Origin of the sequence: Streptomyces sp. SAJ15 (assembly GCF_007595705.1) — a bacterium.
In the GTDB taxonomy this organism is placed as follows: domain Bacteria; phylum Actinomycetota; class Actinomycetes; order Streptomycetales; family Streptomycetaceae; genus Streptomyces.
Window position 1 is genome coordinate 53,220 of record NZ_NISY01000016.1, and the last position, 18,882, is coordinate 72,101.

At 72.6% G+C, this 18,882-nt stretch carries 16 protein-coding genes and 1 riboswitch; of the genes, 9 read left to right on the forward strand and 7 right to left on the reverse strand.

Going from position 1 to position 18,882, the window contains the following annotated elements; all coding sequences use genetic code 11:
• Nucleotides 1-127: 127 nt before the first annotated feature.
• A complete protein-coding gene (locus tag CD790_RS29705; RefSeq protein WP_144386466.1) occupies nt 128-1,609 on the reverse strand; it encodes a trehalose-6-phosphate synthase in 1,482 nt (493 codons plus the stop codon).
• Between the two features lie 49 nt (nt 1,610-1,658).
• Nucleotides 1,659-2,651 carry a glucosyl-3-phosphoglycerate synthase gene (locus CD790_RS29710; RefSeq protein ID WP_144386467.1) on the reverse strand — a complete coding sequence of 331 codons (993 nt, stop codon included), beginning with the start codon at nt 2,649-2,651 and terminating at the stop codon, nt 1,659-1,661.
• A gap of 155 nt (nt 2,652-2,806) precedes the next feature.
• A riboswitch (SAM riboswitch) is annotated at nt 2,807-2,976 on the forward strand.
• On the opposite strand from CD790_RS29710, the gene thrC reads away from it, so the two are divergent.
• The 4 genes from thrC to groL all read left to right on the forward strand — a co-directional run bounded on the left by thrC (nt 2,970) and on the right by groL (nt 7,319).
• Nucleotides 2,970-4,316 (forward strand): threonine synthase, encoded by a 1,347-nt coding sequence (thrC, locus tag CD790_RS29715; protein ID WP_144386468.1) that lies wholly within the window; start codon nt 2,970-2,972, stop codon nt 4,314-4,316. It overlaps the preceding riboswitch by 7 nt.
• Nucleotides 4,317-4,358: 42 nt before the next feature.
• Complete coding sequence (locus tag CD790_RS29720; protein WP_144386469.1) at nt 4,359-4,634, forward strand: MoaD/ThiS family protein; 276 nt, start codon at nt 4,359-4,361, stop codon at nt 4,632-4,634.
• Nucleotides 4,635-5,050: 416 nt separating this feature from the next.
• Nucleotides 5,051-5,254 carry a cold-shock protein gene (locus CD790_RS29725; RefSeq protein ID WP_010035953.1) on the forward strand — a complete coding sequence of 68 codons (204 nt, stop codon included), beginning with the start codon at nt 5,051-5,053 and terminating at the stop codon, nt 5,252-5,254.
• 442 nt (nt 5,255-5,696) lie between these two features.
• Nucleotides 5,697-7,319, forward strand: coding sequence for a chaperonin GroEL (gene groL / locus CD790_RS29730; protein ID WP_144386470.1), 1,623 nt, complete (start codon nt 5,697-5,699; stop codon nt 7,317-7,319).
• A gap of 113 nt (nt 7,320-7,432) precedes the next feature.
• Here groL and murQ read toward each other — a convergent pair whose 3' ends face one another.
• On the reverse strand, nt 7,433-8,383 hold the full coding sequence (murQ, locus tag CD790_RS29735; RefSeq protein WP_144386471.1) for an N-acetylmuramic acid 6-phosphate etherase: 951 nt from the start codon (nt 8,381-8,383) through the stop codon (nt 7,433-7,435).
• Nucleotides 8,384-8,440: 57 nt separating this feature from the next.
• On the reverse strand, nt 8,441-9,385 hold the full coding sequence (locus CD790_RS29740) for a MurR/RpiR family transcriptional regulator (RefSeq protein WP_144386519.1): 945 nt from the start codon (nt 9,383-9,385) through the stop codon (nt 8,441-8,443).
• A gap of 223 nt (nt 9,386-9,608) precedes the next feature.
• On the opposite strand from CD790_RS29740, the gene CD790_RS29745 reads away from it, so the two are divergent.
• The gene (locus CD790_RS29745) at nt 9,609-9,971 is read left to right on the forward strand and encodes a hypothetical protein (protein ID WP_144386472.1); all 363 of its coding nucleotides are present in this window, start codon (nt 9,609-9,611) and stop codon (nt 9,969-9,971) included.
• Nucleotides 9,972-10,149: 178 nt separating this feature from the next.
• On the opposite strand, the gene CD790_RS29750 is transcribed toward CD790_RS29745, so the two are convergent.
• On the reverse strand, nt 10,150-11,208 hold the full coding sequence (locus CD790_RS29750; protein ID WP_260867994.1) for a hypothetical protein: 1,059 nt from the start codon (nt 11,206-11,208) through the stop codon (nt 10,150-10,152).
• A 551-nt stretch (nt 11,209-11,759) separates the two neighbouring features.
• On the opposite strand from CD790_RS29750, the gene CD790_RS29755 reads away from it, so the two are divergent.
• From CD790_RS29755 to CD790_RS29765, 3 genes are read left to right on the forward strand one after another with little or no spacing between them, the layout of a single operon-like run.
• Entirely contained in the window at nt 11,760-12,947 is a 1,188-nt protein-coding gene (locus CD790_RS29755; RefSeq protein WP_144386474.1) for a phosphotransferase, read from the forward strand.
• Nucleotides 12,944-13,888: a lactate/malate family dehydrogenase gene (locus CD790_RS29760; RefSeq protein WP_260867995.1), complete on the forward strand. Its 945-nt coding sequence runs from the start codon at nt 12,944-12,946 to the stop codon at nt 13,886-13,888. Before CD790_RS29755 ends, CD790_RS29760 begins: the two co-directional genes overlap by 4 nt.
• Complete coding sequence (locus CD790_RS29765) at nt 13,885-15,057, forward strand: hypothetical protein (protein WP_144386475.1); 1,173 nt, start codon at nt 13,885-13,887, stop codon at nt 15,055-15,057. The genes CD790_RS29760 and CD790_RS29765 overlap by 4 nt, the downstream gene beginning before the upstream one ends.
• Here CD790_RS29765 and CD790_RS29770 read toward each other — a convergent pair.
• Nucleotides 15,026-15,706, reverse strand: a complete 681-nt coding sequence (locus CD790_RS29770; RefSeq protein ID WP_144386476.1) for a hypothetical protein — start codon at nt 15,704-15,706, stop codon at nt 15,026-15,028. The genes CD790_RS29765 and CD790_RS29770 overlap by 32 nt on opposite strands.
• 71 nt (nt 15,707-15,777) lie before the next feature.
• Between CD790_RS29770 and CD790_RS29775 the strand changes: the two genes are divergently transcribed.
• Nucleotides 15,778-16,500, forward strand: coding sequence for a copper homeostasis protein CutC (locus CD790_RS29775; RefSeq protein WP_144386477.1), 723 nt, complete (start codon nt 15,778-15,780; stop codon nt 16,498-16,500).
• 67 nt (nt 16,501-16,567) lie between these two features.
• On the opposite strand, the gene CD790_RS29780 is transcribed toward CD790_RS29775, so the two are convergent.
• Nucleotides 16,568-18,643 carry an ATP-binding domain-containing protein gene (locus tag CD790_RS29780; protein ID WP_260867996.1) on the reverse strand — a complete coding sequence of 692 codons (2,076 nt, stop codon included), beginning with the start codon at nt 18,641-18,643 and terminating at the stop codon, nt 16,568-16,570.
• Nucleotides 18,644-18,882: the final 239 nt, after the last annotated feature.

Here is an 18,882-nt window from a genome sequence, read left to right on the forward strand (position 1 = left end):
TCCCCGCCGGTCGCACCGGTCGCACCGGTCGCACCGGTCGTATGCCTCGTGCCCGTCATGCCCGTCGTGCTCGCCTCACCCGTCGTGCCCGCCGTGGTCGCCGTGCCCCGTGCCCCCCGCCCCCCGCTCACCCGCCCAGGGCCCGGAGCTGGGCCAGGAACCAGGCCTGCGGTGGCAGCGCGGTGGCCGCGTCCGCCATCCGCCTGCCGCGGTCGGCGCGCTCTTCGGCGGACATGGTGAGCGCCTCGTGCAGCGCGTGGGCGGTGGCCTCCACGTCGTACGGATTGACCGCGATCGCCTCGTCGCCCAGCTCCGCGAAGGCGCCCGCCTCCCGGGAGAGGACCAGCGCGCAGCCCTTCTCGGAGACCACGGGGATCTCCTTGGCGACGAGGTTCATGCCGTCCCGGATCGGGTTGACCAGGGCCACGTCCGCCAGCCGGTAGGCGGCCAGCGAGCGCGCGAAGTCGTCCTTGACGTGCAGCGCCACGGGCCGCCAGTCGGGGGTGCCGAAGGCGTCGTTGATCTCCTCGGCGACGCGTCGCACCTCGGCGGTGTACGCGCGGTAGACGGCCAGGTCCTGGCGGGAGGGGTAGGCGAAGGCGATGTGCACGACCCGGCCGCGCCACTCCGGGCGGATCTCCAGCAGCCTCCGGTAGGCCAGCAGGCCGCGGACGATGTTCTTGGACAGCTCGGTGCGGTCCACCCGCACGATCGTCCTGCGCCCCGGCCCGATCTGCTCGCGCAGCGCGGCCAGCCGCTCGGTCACGTCGGGTCGGCGCGAACGCTCGCGCAGGAAGTCGGCGTCGGCCCCCAGCCCGTGCACGCCCAGCCGGGTGGTCCGGCCCTCGTGGGCGATGGCCAGCTCGCCGCCGTACCGCACGATCTCCGCGCCGAGCACGTCCGCGCAGCACTCGGCGAAGGCCGCGGCCCAGCGGTCGGTGAGGAAGGCCGCCCGGTCACCGCCGAGGATGCCGCGCAGCACCCGCTCCGCCACGTCATCCGGCAGCAGCCGGTAGTAGTCCGGCGGAGCCCACGGGGTGTGCGAGAAGTGCCCGATCCGCAGGTCGGGCCGCCGCTCCCGTAGCAGGCCCGGGACCAGCGCGAGGTGGTAGTCCTGCACCAGGACCGCGGCTCGCTCGGTCGCCTCCTGGGCGAGCGCGTCCGCGAAGGCCGCGTTGTAGCTCTCGTACGCCGCCCACTCGGCGCGGAAGCGGGCGTCGAAGACGGGTTCGAGCGGGGTCTGGTAGAGCAGATGGTGCACGAACCACAGCACGGAGTTGGCGATCCCGTTGTACGCCGCGGTGAAGACGTCCGGCGCGATGTCGAGCATCCGCACCCGCTGGCCGCCGGTGTCGGCCCGGTCGAGGTGCCCGCCGCCGCCCGCCTCCGCGGCGGCCCGCGCCGCCTCCCGGTCCCCTTCCCCGAGCGCCGCGCACACCCACACCGCGTCCGTCTCCGGGCCGATCGCGCTCAGCCCGGAGACCAGCCCGCCGCCGCCACGCCTGGCGGTGAGCCGGCCTGTGCCCTCCTCCCGCGTGTACGAGACGGGGCCGCGGTTGGACGCTAGGAGGACCTGGGCGCCCTGGGCGCCGGAGCGGGCGAAGGCCATGTCGCGAGCCTAGCCATCGCGCGGGGCGGGCAAACGTGCGAACGGATTCTTACGCCGCGTGGCGGGTGGTGTATTCGGGGACCTCGGTCATCGGGGGGCGCTCCTCCGTGTCGACGGCGGCGGTGCGCGGCACGAAGCCGCCCTCCTCGCCGCGGTCGAACTGGGTCAGCCGGGGCCGCACCAGATGGCCGCGGGCCAGCCGCAGCTGGGCGGTGCGGTAGATCGCGGCGGCCATTCGGCCCAGCGCCTGGTCGTCCTGGTGGCGGTGGAGCCGCACCCCGACGTCCACCTGCGCCAGCGCGTCCAGCCCCACCGTGTGCAGCGCGTCCACGAGCAGCCCCAGCTCCACCCCGTAGCCGACGGGGAACGGCAGCCGCTCCAGCAGCGAGCGGCGCGCCGCGTACTCCCCGCCCAGCGGCTGGACGAAGCCGGCCAGCAGCGGCCAGTGCAGGTTGAGCAGCGGCCGGGCGACCAGCTCGGTGACCCGTCCGCCCTGGCCGGCGGCCCCGGCGCCCGCCGCGCCGCCGGCCAGCGGCCGGTCGTACATCGCCTTGACGAAGTGTACGTCCGGGTCGGTCAGCAGCGGGCCGACGATGCCGGAGACGAACCGGGCGCGGAACTCGCGCAGGTCGGCGTCGACGAAGCAGATGATGTCGCCGCCGGTCACCAGCAGGGAGCGCCACAGCACCTCGCCCTTGCCGGGCAGGGCCGGAACGCGCGGCAGGATCGCGTCGCGGTGCACGACCCGGGCGCCCGCCTCGGCGGCCACCTTCGCCGTGCCGTCGGTGGAGCCGGAGTCCAGCACCACCAGCTCGTCGACGAGCGGCACCCCCGCGCCGCCCGGCTCACTCTCCGGCCGGCTCATCAGCTCGCGACGGATGGTGGCGACGATCTCGCCCACCGTCGCCTCCTCGTTCAGGGCCGGCAGCACCACGCTCACGGTGGTGCCCGCCGCCCGTTTGGCGGCCAGCAGCTGGTCGAGCGGGCGGTCGGCAGCGGACCAGGAGCGCTGCCGCAGCCAGCGCTCCACCTCTTCCAGCACGTGCGTTCGTCTCCCCGGTCGGCATCTCGCATCTCGCGGTGCGGACGGCCCTCTTCACCGCCCGCCCCTTCGGTTACAGTCTTGAACAACGCGGACGGCCTTCGCATGCCGGGGTCGGTCCGCAGAAAAACGCCTGGGTTCGCCCAGCGCCATACCGCTCATCCAGAGGGGCAGAGGGACACGGCCCGTTGAAGCCCCGGCAACCCTCCAGCCGGTCTCGGTCACCGACGTCAGCGCTCGACGCGACGCCGTCCGACGCGAGGCTCCCGGCGGGGAAGGTGCCAATTCCGTCTCGCGGCGAGACACGTCGCGAGGAAGATGAGGAGAAAGGGCCTCGCCGCTATGGCTGTACCCGCCGCACCCGCCGTCGAAGTCTCGACCGCCGCCGCACCCGCCGCCGACTCCGCCGCCGGCTCCGTGAACCTCGGTCCCGCCGTCGCCCTGTCCTGTCGGGAGTGCGGGGAGCGCTTCGGGCTCGGCCCGATCTTCGCCTGCGAGGTCTGCTTCGGCCCCCTGGAGGTCGCCTACGAGCTGCCGGAGGGCGACCCCGAGGAGCTGCGCCGCCGCATCGAGGCCGGCCCGAACAGCATCTGGCGGTACGCGCCACTGCTTCCCGTCCCCGCCGACGTCGCCTCCCGGCCCAATCTGAACCCGGGCTTCACCCAGCTGGTCAGGGCCGACAACCTCGCCCGCGAGCTGGGCGTCACCGGCGAGCTGCACATCAAGGACGACTCCGGGAACCCCACCCACTCCTTCAAGGACCGGGTGGTGGCCATCGCCGTCGAGGCGGCCCGGGCCTTCGGCTTCACCACCCTGTCCTGCTCCTCCACCGGCAACCTGGCCGGCGCGGTGGGCGCCGCGGCGGCCCGGGCCGGCTTCCGCTCCTGCGTCTTCATCCCGCACGACCTGGAGGCGGGCAAGGTCGTCATGGCCGCGGTCTACGGCGGCGACCTGGTCGGCATCGAGGGCACCTACGACGACGTCAACCGCTTCTGCAGCGAGCTCATCGGCGACCCGCTCGGCGAGGGCTGGGGCTTCGTCAACGTCAACCTCCGCCCGTACTACGGCGAGGGCTCCAAGACGCTGGCGTACGAGATCTGCGAGCAGCTCGGCTGGCGGCTGCCGGACCAGATCGTGGTCCCGATCGCCTCCGGCTCCCAGCTCACGAAGATCGACAAGGGGCTGAAGGAGCTGATCCGACTCGGTCTGGTAGAGGACCGCCCGTACAAGATCTTCGGCGCCCAGGCGGAGGGCTGCTCCCCGGTCTCCCGGGCCTTCAAGGACGGCCATGACGTCGTCCGGCCGGTGAAGCCCGACACCATCGCCAAGTCGCTCGCCATCGGCAACCCGGCCGACGGCCCCTATGTGCTGGACATCGCGCGGCGCACCGGGGGCGCGGTGGAGGACGTGGACGACGCGCGGATCGTCGACGCGATCAAGCTGCTCGCCCGCACCGAGGGCATCTTCGCCGAGACGGCGGGCGGGGTGACGGTCGGCGTGACGCGGAAGCTGATCGAGGCCGGCGTGCTCGACCCGACCCTGACCACCGTCGTGCTCAACACCGGCGACGGCCTGAAGACGCTGGACGCGGTGGCGCCGACGACGGGGCCGTCCGCGGTGATCCGGCCGAACCTGGACGCGTTCCGCGAGGCCGGTCTCGCGTGAGCGACGGCCACTCTCCCCGTACCTGACCGGAGGTCACACCACATGAGCGTCAACGTCCGAATCCCGACCATCCTGCGCACCTACACCGGCGGCCGGGCCGAGGTGACCGCCGAGGGCGCCACCCTCGCCGAGGTGATCGCGGACCTGGACCGGAACCACCAGGGCATCGGCGCCCGGGTCCTGGACGACCAGGGCAAACTGCGCCGCTTCGTCAACGTCTACGTCAACGACGACGACGTCCGCTTCGCCGACGGCCTGGCCACGTCGGTGCCGGACGGCGCCGGAGTCTCCATCATTCCGGCGGTGGCCGGAGGCTGACCCAGCCCCCTTCCCCCCTATACCGCCCGGTAATCACCCCGTCCCGAAAAGAAACCGGACGGGGTGATTCCGTGTGTTGAGGCGCGATACAGTTGAGGCGTTTCCCCTCGCCGGCGGCGCGCCGAGCACATATGAGAACCCGTCAAGTTGTGCGCGAATTGTGTGCATGAATTGTCGGGTTAGCCTGCTATGTCCGGCCCGACTTGCCCCGGATTCTTCGACATTCTCCCAGTTCGGCGTCTAGGCCGCTGCCGGAATTCTCGTCCGATTGACCTGTTGCGCTGGGCAGTTGGACAGATACATTCAGCGGCGGTCGACGCGTTCCGGCGCACACCTTCCACTGACCGGAGGGTGAGGTCTGACCCGGGTCCGCGGAGTGCGGTCCTGCGCAAGGGCCAGTAATAGGGGAGTTAGGAATGGCTCAGGGCACCGTCAAGTGGTTCAACGCGGAGAAGGGGTACGGCTTCATCGCGGTCGACGGTGGTGCGGACGTGTTCGTCCACTACAGCGCGATCCAGATGGACGGCTACCGCACCCTTGAGGAAGGCCAGCGGGTCGAGTTCGAGATCTCGCAGGGCCAGAAGGGGCCGCAGGCGGACATGGTCCGAGTGTCGGCCTGATCGCTGATCGCCGAGACGTAGACCGCTGACTGCAGCGTAAGGAAGGGCTCGCGCTTCGAGGAGGGAGCGTGGGCCCTTCCGCGTGCCCGGAGAAAAGGGGTACGCCCCGTCCTCAATCGAGCGGTCGCTGCGCGACCGCCTTGCTCCCACCCGTCTCCCGCCACCGCCCTCAATCGAGGGGTCGCTGCGCGACCGCCTTGCTCCCACCCGTCTCCCGCCACCGCCCTCAATCGAGCGGTCGCTGCGCGACCGCCTTGCACTCTCGGGGGTCGAGTGCTAATCATTGGCGTTAGCACTCTGAAGGTGAGAGTGACAACGAAGGACCGGGTCGGTGAGGTCAGCAGGGCCTGCGGGGTAGGGAACCGCAAGGCTCGGGGGCCGTCCGTCGCGGGCGCCAGCGCGGTCCGGAGCAATCCACCCCGTCCTGGGAGGACCACTTCACATGGCCAAGATCATCGCGTTCGACGAGGAGGCGCGGCGCGGCCTTGAGCGCGGGATGAACCAGCTCGCCGACGCCGTCAAGGTCACCCTCGGCCCCAAGGGTCGCAACGTCGTCCTTGAGAAGAAGTGGGGCGCCCCCACGATCACCAACGATGGTGTGTCCATCGCCAAGGAGATCGAGCTCGAGGACCCGTACGAGAAGATCGGCGCCGAGCTGGTCAAGGAGGTCGCGAAGAAGACGGACGACGTCGCCGGTGACGGCACGACGACCGCGACCGTCCTCGCCCAGGCGCTGGTCAAGGAGGGCCTGCGCAACGTCGCCGCGGGCGCCAACCCGATGGCTCTCAAGCGCGGCATCGAGAAGGCCGTCGAGGCCGTCTCCGCCCAGCTGCTCGAGCAGGCCAAGGACGTGGAGACCAAGGAGCAGATCGCCTCCACCGCCTCCATCTCCGCCGCCGACACCCAGATCGGCGAGCTCATCGCCGAGGCGATGGACAAGGTCGGCAAGGAAGGCGTCATCACCGTCGAGGAGTCGCAGACCTTCGGTCTGGAGCTCGAGCTCACCGAGGGCATGCGCTTCGACAAGGGCTACATCTCCCCGTACTTCGCGACGGACATGGAGCGTATGGAGGCGTCCCTGGACGACCCGTACATCCTGATCGTCAACTCCAAGATCAGCAACGTGAAGGACCTCCTTCCGCTGCTGGAGAAGGTCATGCAGTCGGGCAAGCCGCTGCTGATCATCGCCGAGGACATCGAGGGCGAGGCCCTGGCGACCCTGGTCGTCAACAAGATCCGCGGCACCTTCAAGTCCGTCGCCGTCAAGGCCCCGGGCTTCGGCGACCGCCGCAAGGCCATGCTGGGCGACATCGCCATCCTCACCGGTGGCACCGTGATCTCCGAGGAGGTCGGCCTCAAGCTCGAGAGCGCGGGCATCGACCTGCTGGGCCGCGCCCGCAAGATCACCGTCACCAAGGACGAGACCACCATCGTGGACGGCGCCGGTGACGCCGAGGCCGTCCAGGGTCGCGTGAACCAGATCCGCGCCGAGATCGAGAACTCGGACTCGGACTACGACCGCGAGAAGCTCCAGGAGCGCCTCGCGAAGCTGGCCGGCGGCGTGGCCGTCATCAAGGCCGGCGCCGCGACCGAGGTGGAGCTCAAGGAGCGCAAGCACCGCATCGAGGACGCGGTGCGCAACGCCAAGGCCGCCGTCGAGGAGGGCATCGTCGCCGGTGGTGGCGTGGCCCTGCTGCAGACCGTCTCGGTCTTCGAGAAGCTGGAGCTCGAGGGCGACGAGGCCACCGGTGCCCAGGCCGTGCGCCTGGCCCTGGAGGCCCCGCTGAAGCAGATCGCCGTCAACGCCGGCCTCGAGGGTGGCGTCGTCGTGGAGAAGGTGCGCAACCTGACCCCGGGTCACGGCCTCAACGCCGCGACCGGCGAGTACGTCGACCTGGTCGCCGAGGGCATCATCGACCCGGCCAAGGTCACCCGCTCCGCGCTGCAGAACGCCGCGTCGATCGCCGCGCTGTTCCTCACCACCGAGGCCGTCATCGCCGACAAGCCGGAGAAGGCCGCCGCGGCCGCTCCGGGCGGCATGCCGGGCGGTGACATGGACTTCTGATCCCCACGGGATCGGTAGTTCCGGTACACGGACCGAGGGCGGCACCCCGCGAGGGGTGCCGCCCTCGGGCGTTCCCGGGTGTGCCGGCAGCGGGCGCGCCACGCCCCGGGCCGCTACGCGTCGGGGACGCCGGCCGTCTGGAGGGCGGTGCGCAGCCGGCCGTCGGCGTCGGCCAGCAGCCGGGCCGCGGTGGGCGCGTCCACTTTGGCCAGGATGGCGAGGATGGCGTTCTTCACCTCGCCGCCGGTGGCGGTCAGCGCTTCCTCGACGGTGCTCTCGTCGGCCCCGGTGGCCAGCGCGACGATGCGCCGGGAGCGGGCGCGCAGCTTGTCGTTGGAGGCGCGCACGTCGACCATCAGGTTCCCGTAGGTCTTGCCCAGCCGGATCATGGTGATGGTCGAGAGCATGTTGAGGACGAGCTTCTGGGCGGTGCCGGCCTTGAGCCGGGTGGAGCCGGTGAGCAGCTCGGGCCCGACCACCACCTCGATCCCGTGGTCCGCGGTGGCGGCGAGCGCGGACCCGGCGTTGCAGGAGAGCCCGATGGTGAGCGCGCCGCGCCGCCGGGCGTGCGCGACGGCGCCCACGGCGTAGGGGGTGCGGCCGGAGGCGGAGATCCCGACGACGGTGTCGGCGGCGGTCAGCCGCAGCGCGTCCAGGTCGGCGGCGGCCAGTCGCTCGCTGTCCTCGGCGCCCTCCGCCGAGACCACCATGGCCCGTGGCCCGCCCGCGATCAGCCCGACGACCTGGTCCGGGCGGGTGTTGAAGGTGGGCGGGCACTCGCTGGCGTCCAGGACCCCGAGCCGCCCGGCGGTGCCGGCCCCGGCGTAGATCAGCCGCCCGCCGCGGCTCATCCGGACGACGGTGGCGTCGACGGCGGCGGCGATGCGCGGCAGTTGGGCGGCGACGGCGGCGGGCACGGTGGCGTCCTCGCCGTTCATGATCCGGGCGATGGAGAGGGTGTCGAGCCGGTCGATGTCGGCGAGCTCGGGGCGGAACGCCTCGGTGGTGAGGCCGTCGAGCTCGGCGCGCAGCCGGGTCTCCTGGTCGTGGTCGAGGGAAGACATGGGGTGAGGGGGCTCTTTCGGGGGTGGGGGTGGCGGGTCTCTCCGGTGGTGGCCGCGTCAGCGGCGGCCGCGCGGCTCGTGCCGGTGTGCGAGGGCCTCGTACGTGGCGGCCAGCGCGGGTGCGGCGGTCTCGTACGTACGCTGGGCGACGCCTATGAACAGGCAGTCGACGACCAGGAGTTGGCTGGTCCGGCTGGACATGGCGGCCGGGCGCAGCTCGCTCTCGCGGGCGGTGGAGGTGGTCAGCACCAGGTCGGCGTACTGGGCCACCTCGCCGTCCGGCCGGCCGGTGATCGCGACCGTGGTCGCGCCGCGTTCGAAGGCCGCCCGCAGCGGCTCGATGACGTCGGTGGTGCGGCCGGAGTGGGTGATCGCCATGGCCACGTCCCCGGCCCGCAGTTGGACGGCGTTGGTGACGGCCAGGTGCGGGTCGCCGGGGGCGTGCGCGACCAGCCCGATGCGCAGCAGCTTCTGGACCAGGTCCTGGCCCACGAGGTGGGAGGCGCCGATCCCGTACACGTCGATGCGCCGCGCGCCGGCGAGCGCGGCGGCCGCCGCCTCCAACTGCGCGGTGTCCAGCCCGGCGGCGGTGTCCGCCAGGCACTGCTGTTCCTCCTGGGCGAGCTTGGCGACCACGTCGGCCATCGGGTCGTCGACCGCGATGTCCGCGGTGACGGCGGGCGCCCGCCCGGCGGCCTGCTGGGCGGCGAGCGCGGCCAGCGCCAGCCGGAGGTCGCGGTAGCCGGGGTAGCCGAGCAGGCGCGAGGTGCGGACGACGGTCGCCTCACTGGTCCCGGTCCGCGCGGCGAGCCCGGTCACCGTCAGCGCGGCACACCCGGCCGGGTCCCCGGCCACCGTCTCGGCGACGCGCTGCATGGAGCGGGTCATCGAGGGGGCGAGGGTGCGGACCTTGGCGGCGAGCGCGGCGGGGGGAGGCGGCTGGACGCCTCCACCGGACCCGCCGGGGGCGGGTCCGTCCTGACCCTGGCCCGACTGTCCCACGCCCGACCGCGCCTGGGCGGTCTGCGCCTGGCCGGTGGGGCCCGGGCCGGCCGGTGCCCGACCGGTCGGGGCTGAGCCTGTCTGGGGCGGGCCGGGCCGCACCGGGCCCGCCGGGGCCGGGCTCCCCTGGCGGAAAGTTTCCTTCAGTGGACTGCTCACTCTTGAAAAGTATTTTCGGCGACTGTGGGGCGTCAAGGCTCCGCGCCGCGCGACAATGATCCGTATGGACCTCGAACAGGCGCTGCACGCGGCGCGAGCCCTCGTTCTCGCCGACCTCACCGCCGGTCAGGTCGCCCAGGCGGACATCGTCTCGTTGGTCGAGGACGCCATCGCCCACCGTCGCTGGTGGGTCGAGCAGTGGCCGGAGGGCGTGGAGTACGTGGCGGGTCTGGTCGCCCAGGACGTCCAGGACGCCCTGCTGGAGCGGTACGGCCGCTGGCCGCTGTGCCCCGTCTGCGTCGGTGACAACCCGCACGCGCTGGACGTCGAGCCGGAGCTGGGCCCGGACCCGCACTGGGTCTGCGGCAAGACGGCGGTGGCGGTCGCGCGGGTGGGGAAGCTGGGGCAGGCCGGAACGGCGGGCTGAGCCCCCGGCGGAGCGGTCGCCGCCCTACCGGTGGCCCCGGGGCCGTCACGCGAACCAGGCGCGCGCCTCGTGCCGGAATCCGAGGTCGGTCGCCCGCAGGGCCGCCGCACGGAAGGTCGTCCGCTGGCGCATGGGTGCGCGGGCAGCCAACCATCGCCGCCGAGCGGCCCGACCGGCCCTAGTGCGCCGTGTCCCGCAGCCACGTGCGTGCCCGCTCGTCCAGTTCCGCGGCCGGACGGGCGCCACGACGGCGGAACCGGGCGAGGTCGGTGCGCATGGCTTGGACGGCTTTGCGGGTGCGGGCGGAGCGAACGCCTTCCATGGCGTCCAGGGCGCGGTGCCAGGTGTGGCAGGCGGCGTCGATGTGGCCTTGGGCGCACTGCATCTGGCCTTGGGCGGCGATGCTGAGGGCCTTGATGCGCTGATGGGCGGTGTCGCCGTAGCGGGCGGCCGCTTCACCGTGGTGTTTCTCCGCCGCCGAGTGGTCGCCGAGGCGCTGGAGGATCTTGGCGGTGTGGGAGTCGACGGTGGCGGGTGCCGCGCCCCACATGGCGGCCCAGCCGGCCATGTCGCCGGGGGTCGCGTCGGCGGCCATACCGCGGGCGCGGAGTGCCTCCTGGACAGCTTGGCGAGGGCGGCCGGCGTTGGCCAGGGCGCGGGCTCGGCAGATCACGAACAGGGACTCGGTGGCCCGGTCGGTGCCTCCCTTGGCGCGGCTGAGGGCGGCTTCGGCCAGGCCCAGGACGTGCTCGTGGCGGCCGTTGTCCATGCCATGGTGGGCGAGGATGCGCAGGACGAACGCGGCGTGCGCGTCGTCGCCGGCCTCCTGGGTGAGGGCGTATGCCTGGAGGTAGTAGCGCTGCGCCAGGCCGTGTTCCCCGGCGTCGTACGCCTTCCAGCCGGCCAGGTACGCGAGGGAGGCGGCGGCGCTGAGCATCTCTGCGTGCTGGCGCTCGGTGCGGAAGCGGGCACGGCAGAGCGCGGCCACATCGGTGGTGAGGTAGTGGACGACAGCGCCGCGGCCGTGCTGGCCGCCGTGGCGTTCGTCGATGGCGGTGAACATGGCGGTCATGTCGCGTACGGCGGCGATCTCGGCCGCGCCGGCGGTGGCGCCGTGCTCGACGGCGGTGGCCCGCGCCGCGTACTCCTGTGGCACCCCGAGGGGAAGCGCGGCTGCGGCGACGGAATAGGCGCTCCCGGTCAGGAAAGTTCGGCGTTCGATGTCGGCTCTCCCCATCCGTCCGAGGGTCTCCACCGGATCCGGGCCGAGGCTCAGCCCCAGGTCTGGGTGGCCGCCCAAGTCCGCTGCTGACGACGATAGACCCATGTCTTCGAATGTGAGTGCGCGATGCAGGCGGCGGGACAGCGCTTCGACGAGGTAGTGGGCGGTCTCCTCGGCGGGCTGCGCGCCGGCTACCCAGTGGGCGACGGCGGAGCGGTTCGTTCGCAGTGCCGTATTCCCCGCTGACGCGGCGATGACGCGCACGTCGTGAGCCAAGGCGTCGTAGCTCGCGCCTGACTCCCTGATGGCCTCGCGGAGCCGGTGGTTGGGTGATCGCTTCACGGGTTGCTCCCCTGCGACGCGTCGAGCCTGGGGGTCCACCGTAGACCCGATGGGACATCGGATTCAGCGAGCGTAAACGCGTTAAACGCCCCTGCGGTCTGCCCCCCGTAGTTGCGGACTGCGTGGAGGCGTTGACTGTCCGTGTGCGCCTCGGCGGGGCGGGCGATGCCCGACGGCTCGCTGGCAGGGCACGCTGCGATCACCTGAAGGAGCAGGGGGCAACCATGCAGATCGTCACTTCCCCAGGCGCTGCCAGCCGGGCGGCGCCCGTAGGGCCCGCGGTCGTCGATGTGCTCGCCTACGGACGGGAGCAGATCCGTCGGGCAGCAGCTGAGGAGTGGTCGGGCACCGAGGTCGTGCTGACGTCGCATGTCCCGAGCGTCACTGGATACGTGCACCGCCTGCGCGTGGGGGGCCGGGAGTTATATGGGAAGTGCTCGTTCCTGGGGGTCTCCCTGGTGTCGCTGCTGCGCGGCACGTGTGGGGACTGGCCGCAGGTGCTGAGGGCTCAAGCGGAGTACGTCGCGTGTCCCGACTGCCTCCTGGCGCGGGAGGCGGCACAGCTCCGCTTCCTCGCCCGACTGGATCGTCCAGCGGTGTGTGGTGTGGCGGCCTTCCGCAATGGGGTGTTGTTCACAGAGCCGGTGTCGGGCTCGACGCTGGCGGATCTGATGGTGTCGAGTCCGGGGAACGTCGCCGAGCTCCTCGCCATGTCGCTGGAACAGTTGCGCGGGCTCCACCAGCCGTACGCTGTACGCCGCTTGTCCCGGGACAGCGATATCGCCGAGCGCGACATCGCGGCGACGTTCGATCGTAAGTTCCATGGTCAGGGCGGTCGCAAGTCCGGCTGCTGGGAAGACCTGCCCCCTACGCTCCGCCAGGCCGTGACCCGGCTGGACCGTATGCGGCCCGCCGTGCTGCCGGCGACCTGCCCCACACTCGTGTACGGAGACCTGAAGCCGGAACACGTGGTCGTCGCCGACAGCGGCCGGCCGGTGTTCCTCGACCCCGGGCTGATGCGTGCCCGTGCAAGTGTCGACACCGCGAAGCTGGTCAGCCGTACCGTGCTGCTCCTGGCAGCGTCCCGGCCTGGTGGCCGCGCGGCACGCCAGGCGACCGAGGGCTTGGGAGCGTTCGTCGAGTCTCGCCTTGGCCTGTTGCCTCGCCAGGAGCGCGCGGAGTGGCTCTGCGAGCTGCTGACTCTCTGGCTCATGGACACGGGCAACATCCTGACGACCTACCTGGCGGCCCCCTCGGTATTGCCGTTACCCGTGCGTGCCGCGGCCCTGGTGCGGCGTGCCGATGCCGTATGCGCCTTCCTGGACGCCGCCGCCGCCGACCTGACCGGTCAGCCCAGCCCGCGCCGAGCCTGGGAGCGCGTCCTGGCCCATGCTGAGGAGGTGGCGTCGTGAGCCCTTCATCGGCCCGAGTGTCGGCTGTGGGAGTGGTGGGGGCCGGCGCGGTCGGCCAGGCGGTGTGCGGGGCGCTGGTGATGTCCGGGCTGTGCGGACGGCTGCTCCTGACGTCACGTATGTCAGAACAGACCGCGGCGCTAGCGGCTGACCTTGATGACATGCGCGTCGGTCTCGGCTCTCCGGTGCGCCCGCTCACCTGCCATCCAACGGACCTCATGGATTGCGAGGCGGTGGTGGTCACCCTCCGGACGGGCTTCGTCAACACCTGCCGGACGGATATCCGTATGGGCGGAGCCGCGGCGAACGCATCCGCCGTCCGCGCCCTCGGCGCGGGGCTGCGCGGCTACTCGGGCACTGTTCTCGTGGTCACCAATCCGGTGGATCTGATGGCGCGTGCGTTCGCCGAAGTGTCCGGCTGCCGTCGCGTCTTCGGGATCGGCTCGAACCTCGACAGTGTCCGGTACCGAGGGGCCCTGGCCCGCCTGCTGAACGTCACGCCCCGAGCCGTACGAGGGCACGTGATCGGCGAGCACGGAGACGGCGCTGTGGTGTGCGCCTCGTCCACCACCGTCAACGCGCAGCCGGTCCCCATTCCCTTGCAGCAGGTCCGCGACGAATTGGCCACACGGCCCGGCCGGATCCGCGCCGGGATCGGCCGTACTCGTTCCGGTCCCGCCGGAGCCGTGGCCTCCGCGCTGCGTCTGACGCTCGGCCTCAGCGACGGAGTGACCGAGCTGTCAGCGCCTTGGCAGGGCGGCTGGATCGGCATCCCCTTGCGTTTCACCCATGGGCGACCCGTCGCGTGCCTGCCCGCTCTGGACGACTCCGAGCAGCGCCAGTTCGCCGCCGCCCACCACAAGCTCGTCACCGCCTACAGGGCATTGCACGGTCACGCCACCGAGGCGATCGCCGTACCCGCCCAGGAGAGGACACCGTGAACACCTGTACCGCAACGCGCCTCCGTGCGGCCGAGGCGTCCGTCACCGTCATGTCCCACTCCGACGCCGTCACTGACTGGGTGCGCCGTTACTTCGGCCCCTGGTGGAGCGCGGAGCATGTGCCGGCCCAGCAGGATTCCCCCTCGCCGGTCGTCCGCGCGGACATCGACCCCGCGTACTACGCGGACCTTGCCGCCACCGTCGCGGACCACCTCGGCGAGGAGACCATCTACGCCCGAGCCCCGATGCTGGTCACTCGCCATGACGGCGAAGGGACGGTGACCGCCGTCTCTCCCGAGCACCGGCTGGCGTACTACTCGGAACCCGGCCGTATGTGCCTGACCATTGCCGGGTGCGACACCCAGGCGGTCGCCATGGCCGCCTGCCGCCTTGCCCGCGACACCGTACGCGGCGCCCTGCTCCGGGGCGGGTGGGCGCTCCTCCACGGCTCCGCCGTCGTCCACGACGGCGGAGCCGTGCTGACCTTCGGGGCCAAAGGTGCCGGGAAGACCACCACCGCGTTGCTCCTGGCCACCAGGGGCTGGGAGCTGCTCGCCAATGACCGGATCTTCGTACGTCCAGACCCCACCACCGGCCAGGTGCGCATCCTGCCCTGGCCCTCCGCCGCAGCCCTCGGACTCGGACTGCTCGACGCACTCGGACTGTACGACTCCGCTCACCAGCGAGTACTGGCCGGGGAGGCACTGCACCCCACCCAGGACCAGCGGGTGACCGACGCCCTTCTCGCCGGCCGCCGTGAACCCCTCTGGGAGGCGTCCGGGCGAGAGCTGAAGGCCCAGGTCTTCCCCGATCAGTTCGCCTCGTGGTTCGGGCTGAACCTGGCCACCGGTGGCAACGCCACCGCGCTGATCTTCCCCTCCATCGCCCCAGACGCCGCCCCCGCCATCGTCGATGCCGCACGCACTCTCGGTGATCACGACTTCATGCGGGGGGCTACCGAGGATCGCTACCCCGACGTGTTCGGCCTCGCCGGGGGAGTCGACGGCGGCGGCCGAGCCGAGGCGCGCTCCGCGGTCGCCGAGCAACTGGCCCCGCTGCCCCATCACTGCGTCGTCCTGGGCCACCGCGCAGCCGCCAATGCCGACTTTCTGGTGAAGCTGGTCAGTGCGGGCGGCGCTACGCGCCGAGCAGCTCGAGCTCCGTCATGAGGTTCCGTCGGGCGGTCCGCTCCCAGCGCCCGTACCCCTCCGGTGTGTGGAACAGCCGGGGGAGTCCGATGAGTTGGCGTAGGGCGGCGGCGCGGCCGGCGCGGAAGGCGTCGTCGGGGACGAAGGCGAACTCCTCGCGGACGGCGGCCGCGTAGCCGGCGTAGGCGTCGGGCGGGCCGGCGAGGACCGCGAGGTCGGCGTCGCAGAGGACCTCGCCGTTGGTGTCGCCGGGGGCCGGGTCGTGGGTCCTGGTGAGCCGCACCAGTCGGGCGACCTCGGCGGTGCGGGGCGCGGGGACGCCGGCCTCGGGGAGGGCGCGTTCGGCGAGGCGGGCGCTGCGCTCCTCGTTGGTGGAGCGCTCCGGGAGGTAGACCGCGTCGTGGAACCAGGCGGCCAGCCGGACCGCGTCCGGGTCGGCGGCGTGGTGGGCCAGCGCGTCGACGTGGTCGAGGGTCGCCCTCAGATGGTCGGTGGTGTGGTAGCGCCGCTGCGGCTCCGACCATCGGGCGAGCAGGTTCTCGCCGTACGCGTACGGGCCCGGGTGGCACGCCCCGTCGCGGGCGCTGTCGAGCAGGACCACCCAACGGGAGAGCAGGGCGTCGTGCTCGGGGTGCGGCGGCTGGGCCGGGCGGGGCCGGGGCGACGTCATGAGGTCATTGTGCGGCAAAGGAGGGAGGGGCCGGGTTTCGGCGCCGGGCCGCGTGTGGCAGGCTAGACTACATGTCTAGACCAATTCTTGAGGTGATCGCGCTCGACGTGGCCGACGCCGTCGCTGCCCAGTCCGGTGGGGCGGATCGCCTCGAACTGGTCACGGACATGGCCGCGGACGGTCTCACCCCCGACCACGAGACCTTCGCGGCCATCCGCGCCGCCGTGTCCCTCCCGCTGCGCGTGATGCTGCGGGCGACCGACGGCTTCGCGGCGGGGGACACGGCCGCGCTGGACGCCCTCTGCGAGACCGCGCGGGCGCTGCGGGCGGAGGGCGCCGAGGAGTTCGTCCTCGGCTTCCTCGACGACGGCGGCCAGCCGGACCTCGCCGCGGTCGGCGCGCTCGTCGAGGCCGTCGACGGCGCCTCCTGGACCTTCCACCGCGCCATCGACCACGCCGCCGACCGCGACGCGCTGCGCAAGCGGCTCGCCGGGCTGCCCGGACTGGACACCTACCTCACCGCCGGCTCCCCCCGCGGCGTGGACGAGGGCCTCGCCACGCTGCTGGCCGAGGCCGCCCGCGCCGCCGACCCGGTCCCCGAGCCGGGCTACGGGCCGCGCATCATGGTCGGCGGCGGGCTCCAGCTCAAGCACCTGCCGATGCTGCGCCAGGGAGGCGTCGACGCCTTCCACATCGGCGGCGCGGCCCGCCCCGACGGCTGGGCCTCCCCGGTCGACGCGGCCTCGGTGACCATCTGGCGCGAGGCCCTGGAGACCCCGCTCCCGGTGCGCTGACCGCCTCGCGCCGTCCCGCCTGCCGCCTCGCGGCGCGCCGCCGTGTCGTGCGTCGGGTCTCTCGCGGTTACGCCAACCGCTCCGGCAGGGCCGTCGCGTGCACCACCGTCAGTCCCGACACCGCGCGCGTCAGCGCGACGTACAGCCGTCGCAGGCCGGTCCGTTCGTCCGGCTCGCCGTCGACCACCGCCGCCGGTTCGTCCAGGACCACGTAGTCGTACTCCAGGCCCTTGGCCAGCGTCGCCGGCACCAGGGTCAGCCGGGACTCGGCGGTGGTCTCCGCGCCCGGGGAGAGGTGGGCCAGGCCCGCCGCCTCCAGCGCCGCGGTCAGCGCCGGGATCCGGGCGTCCGCGGCGATCAGGCCGATCGAGCCCTCGCGCGTCAGCGCCTCGCGGCAGGCGGCGACGACCGCGGCGTCCAGCCCGTCCGGCGCCACGGCCCGTACGGAGAAGTCCCCCGGCGACTCGCGGACGGAGGTGGCCTCCGTCAGTCCCGGGGCGATCGCGGGCAGCAGCCGGGAGGCGTAGGCGATCACCTCGCGTGGGACGCGGAAGCCCTGGGTCAGCTCCTCGATCGTCGCCTCCGGCTTGCCGAGGTGGGTGAGCGCCTCCTGCCAACTCCCGGTCGCCCACGGGGTGGTGCCCTGGGCCAGGTCGCCGAGGACGGTGGCCGAGCCGGTGGTGCAGCGCCGGCCGACCGCGCGGTACTGCATCGGGGACAGGTCCTGCGCCTCGTCCAGCACCACGTGCCCCAGCGAGCCGGTGCGCTGGATCAGATCGGCCGCCTCGTCGATCAACACGGCGTCGGCGGGCGACCACTTCGCGGACCTCACGCTCCGCGCGGGCTTCGCCCAGAGCACGGCCTTCTGCTCGTCGGCGGAGAGCACCCCCGCCGCGTGCTCCGCCAGGAAGTCGGCGTCCGAGAGCAGCCGCAGCACCAGCTTGGCCGGATCCACCGGCGGCCAGACCGCCTTCACCGCCGCCTTCACCGCCGCGTCGCGCGCCACCGCGTCCTGCACCCGGTCGTCCGGCGCCTCGCCCGCCTGCTCCATCCGCACCAGCACCGCGTGCGCGATCCGCTGCGGCAGCGCCTCGCGGGCGGCCCCGTAGCGGATGTCGCGCCCCAGCAGCTCGGTGACGATCTCCTCCACCTCGTACGCCGGCACCCGCCAGCGGCGCGAGCCGCGCACCACGACCACCGGTTCGGTCGGCGGCGACACATGCGAGCGCAGCGCGCGCCGCAGCACCTCCGCCATCCGCGCGTCGCCCTTGGTGCGCGCCGCCTCGGCCTCGTCCGCGCCGCGCACCGTCACGCACTCGCGCGCCACCAGGTCGTCGACGGTGGCCTGCCGCACCTGGAGCTCGCCGAGCGCGGGGAGCACCTGCTCGATGTACTGGAGGAAGGAGCGGTTGGGGCCGATGACCAGCGTCCCGGTGCGGGCCAGCCGCTCGCGGTGGGCGTAGAGCAGATACGCGATGCGGTGCAGGCCGACGGCGGTCTTCCCGGTGCCGGGCGCCCCCTGGACACAGACCGTCCCGCCGATCCCGGTGCGGACGATCTCGTCCTGCTCGGGCTGGATGGTGGCCACGATGTCGCGCATCGGGCCCACGCGCGGCCGCTCGATCTCGGACTGGAGCAGCCGGCTCGCTCGCTCCCCCTCGTCGGGGTCGGTCAGGTGCTCGTCCTCGTAGGCCGTCAGCTCGCCGCCGGTGTAGCCGAAGCGGCGGCGCAGCTCCACGTCCATCGGCTGCTTCTTGGACGCCCGGTAGAAGGGCTGCGAAACGGGCGCGCGCCAGTCGATGACCATGGGGTCGCCGTCGGCGTCGTGCACGTGTCGCCGCCCGATGTAGAACCGCTCGCCTTCCGCGCCCTCGGCCAGGTCCCCGCCCGGGGCGTGCCGGTAGTCCAGCCGGCCGAAGAAGAGCGGGGTGTGTGCCAGATCCGCCAGCGCCTTGATCCGCTCGTCGATCTGGAAGGCCAGCACCTCGGCGTTGACCCAGTTCGCCGTCACATCCGTGATGTCGAGCGCCTCGACATCGGCCCGCATCGCCCGCAGCGCTGCCCGGGAGGCGGTCAGGTGGGTCCGCTCCCGGTCGAGCGGGTTGTGCGCATCGTGCTGCTGGTCAGGGGCGTGCGAGGGCACGGTTTCGCCTCCGGCGGTACGCGACGGGGTCGGTCAGGGCGTAGCGAGCCGGCCGGTTTCCGTCCGGGCGGCGGCTCTCCCGAGCGGGAGGCGGCAAGCGGCTCTCCCGAGCGGGAGGCGGCAAGACGGGCGAGTGTAGCCAGCGGGCGATGCGCGCGCGAACGGTTTTCCGTGGGCGTCCCCGAGGTGTTCTCAGGGTCGGTCTCGCCCTCCCGTAGGGGGCGGCATGGCCCTGGGGT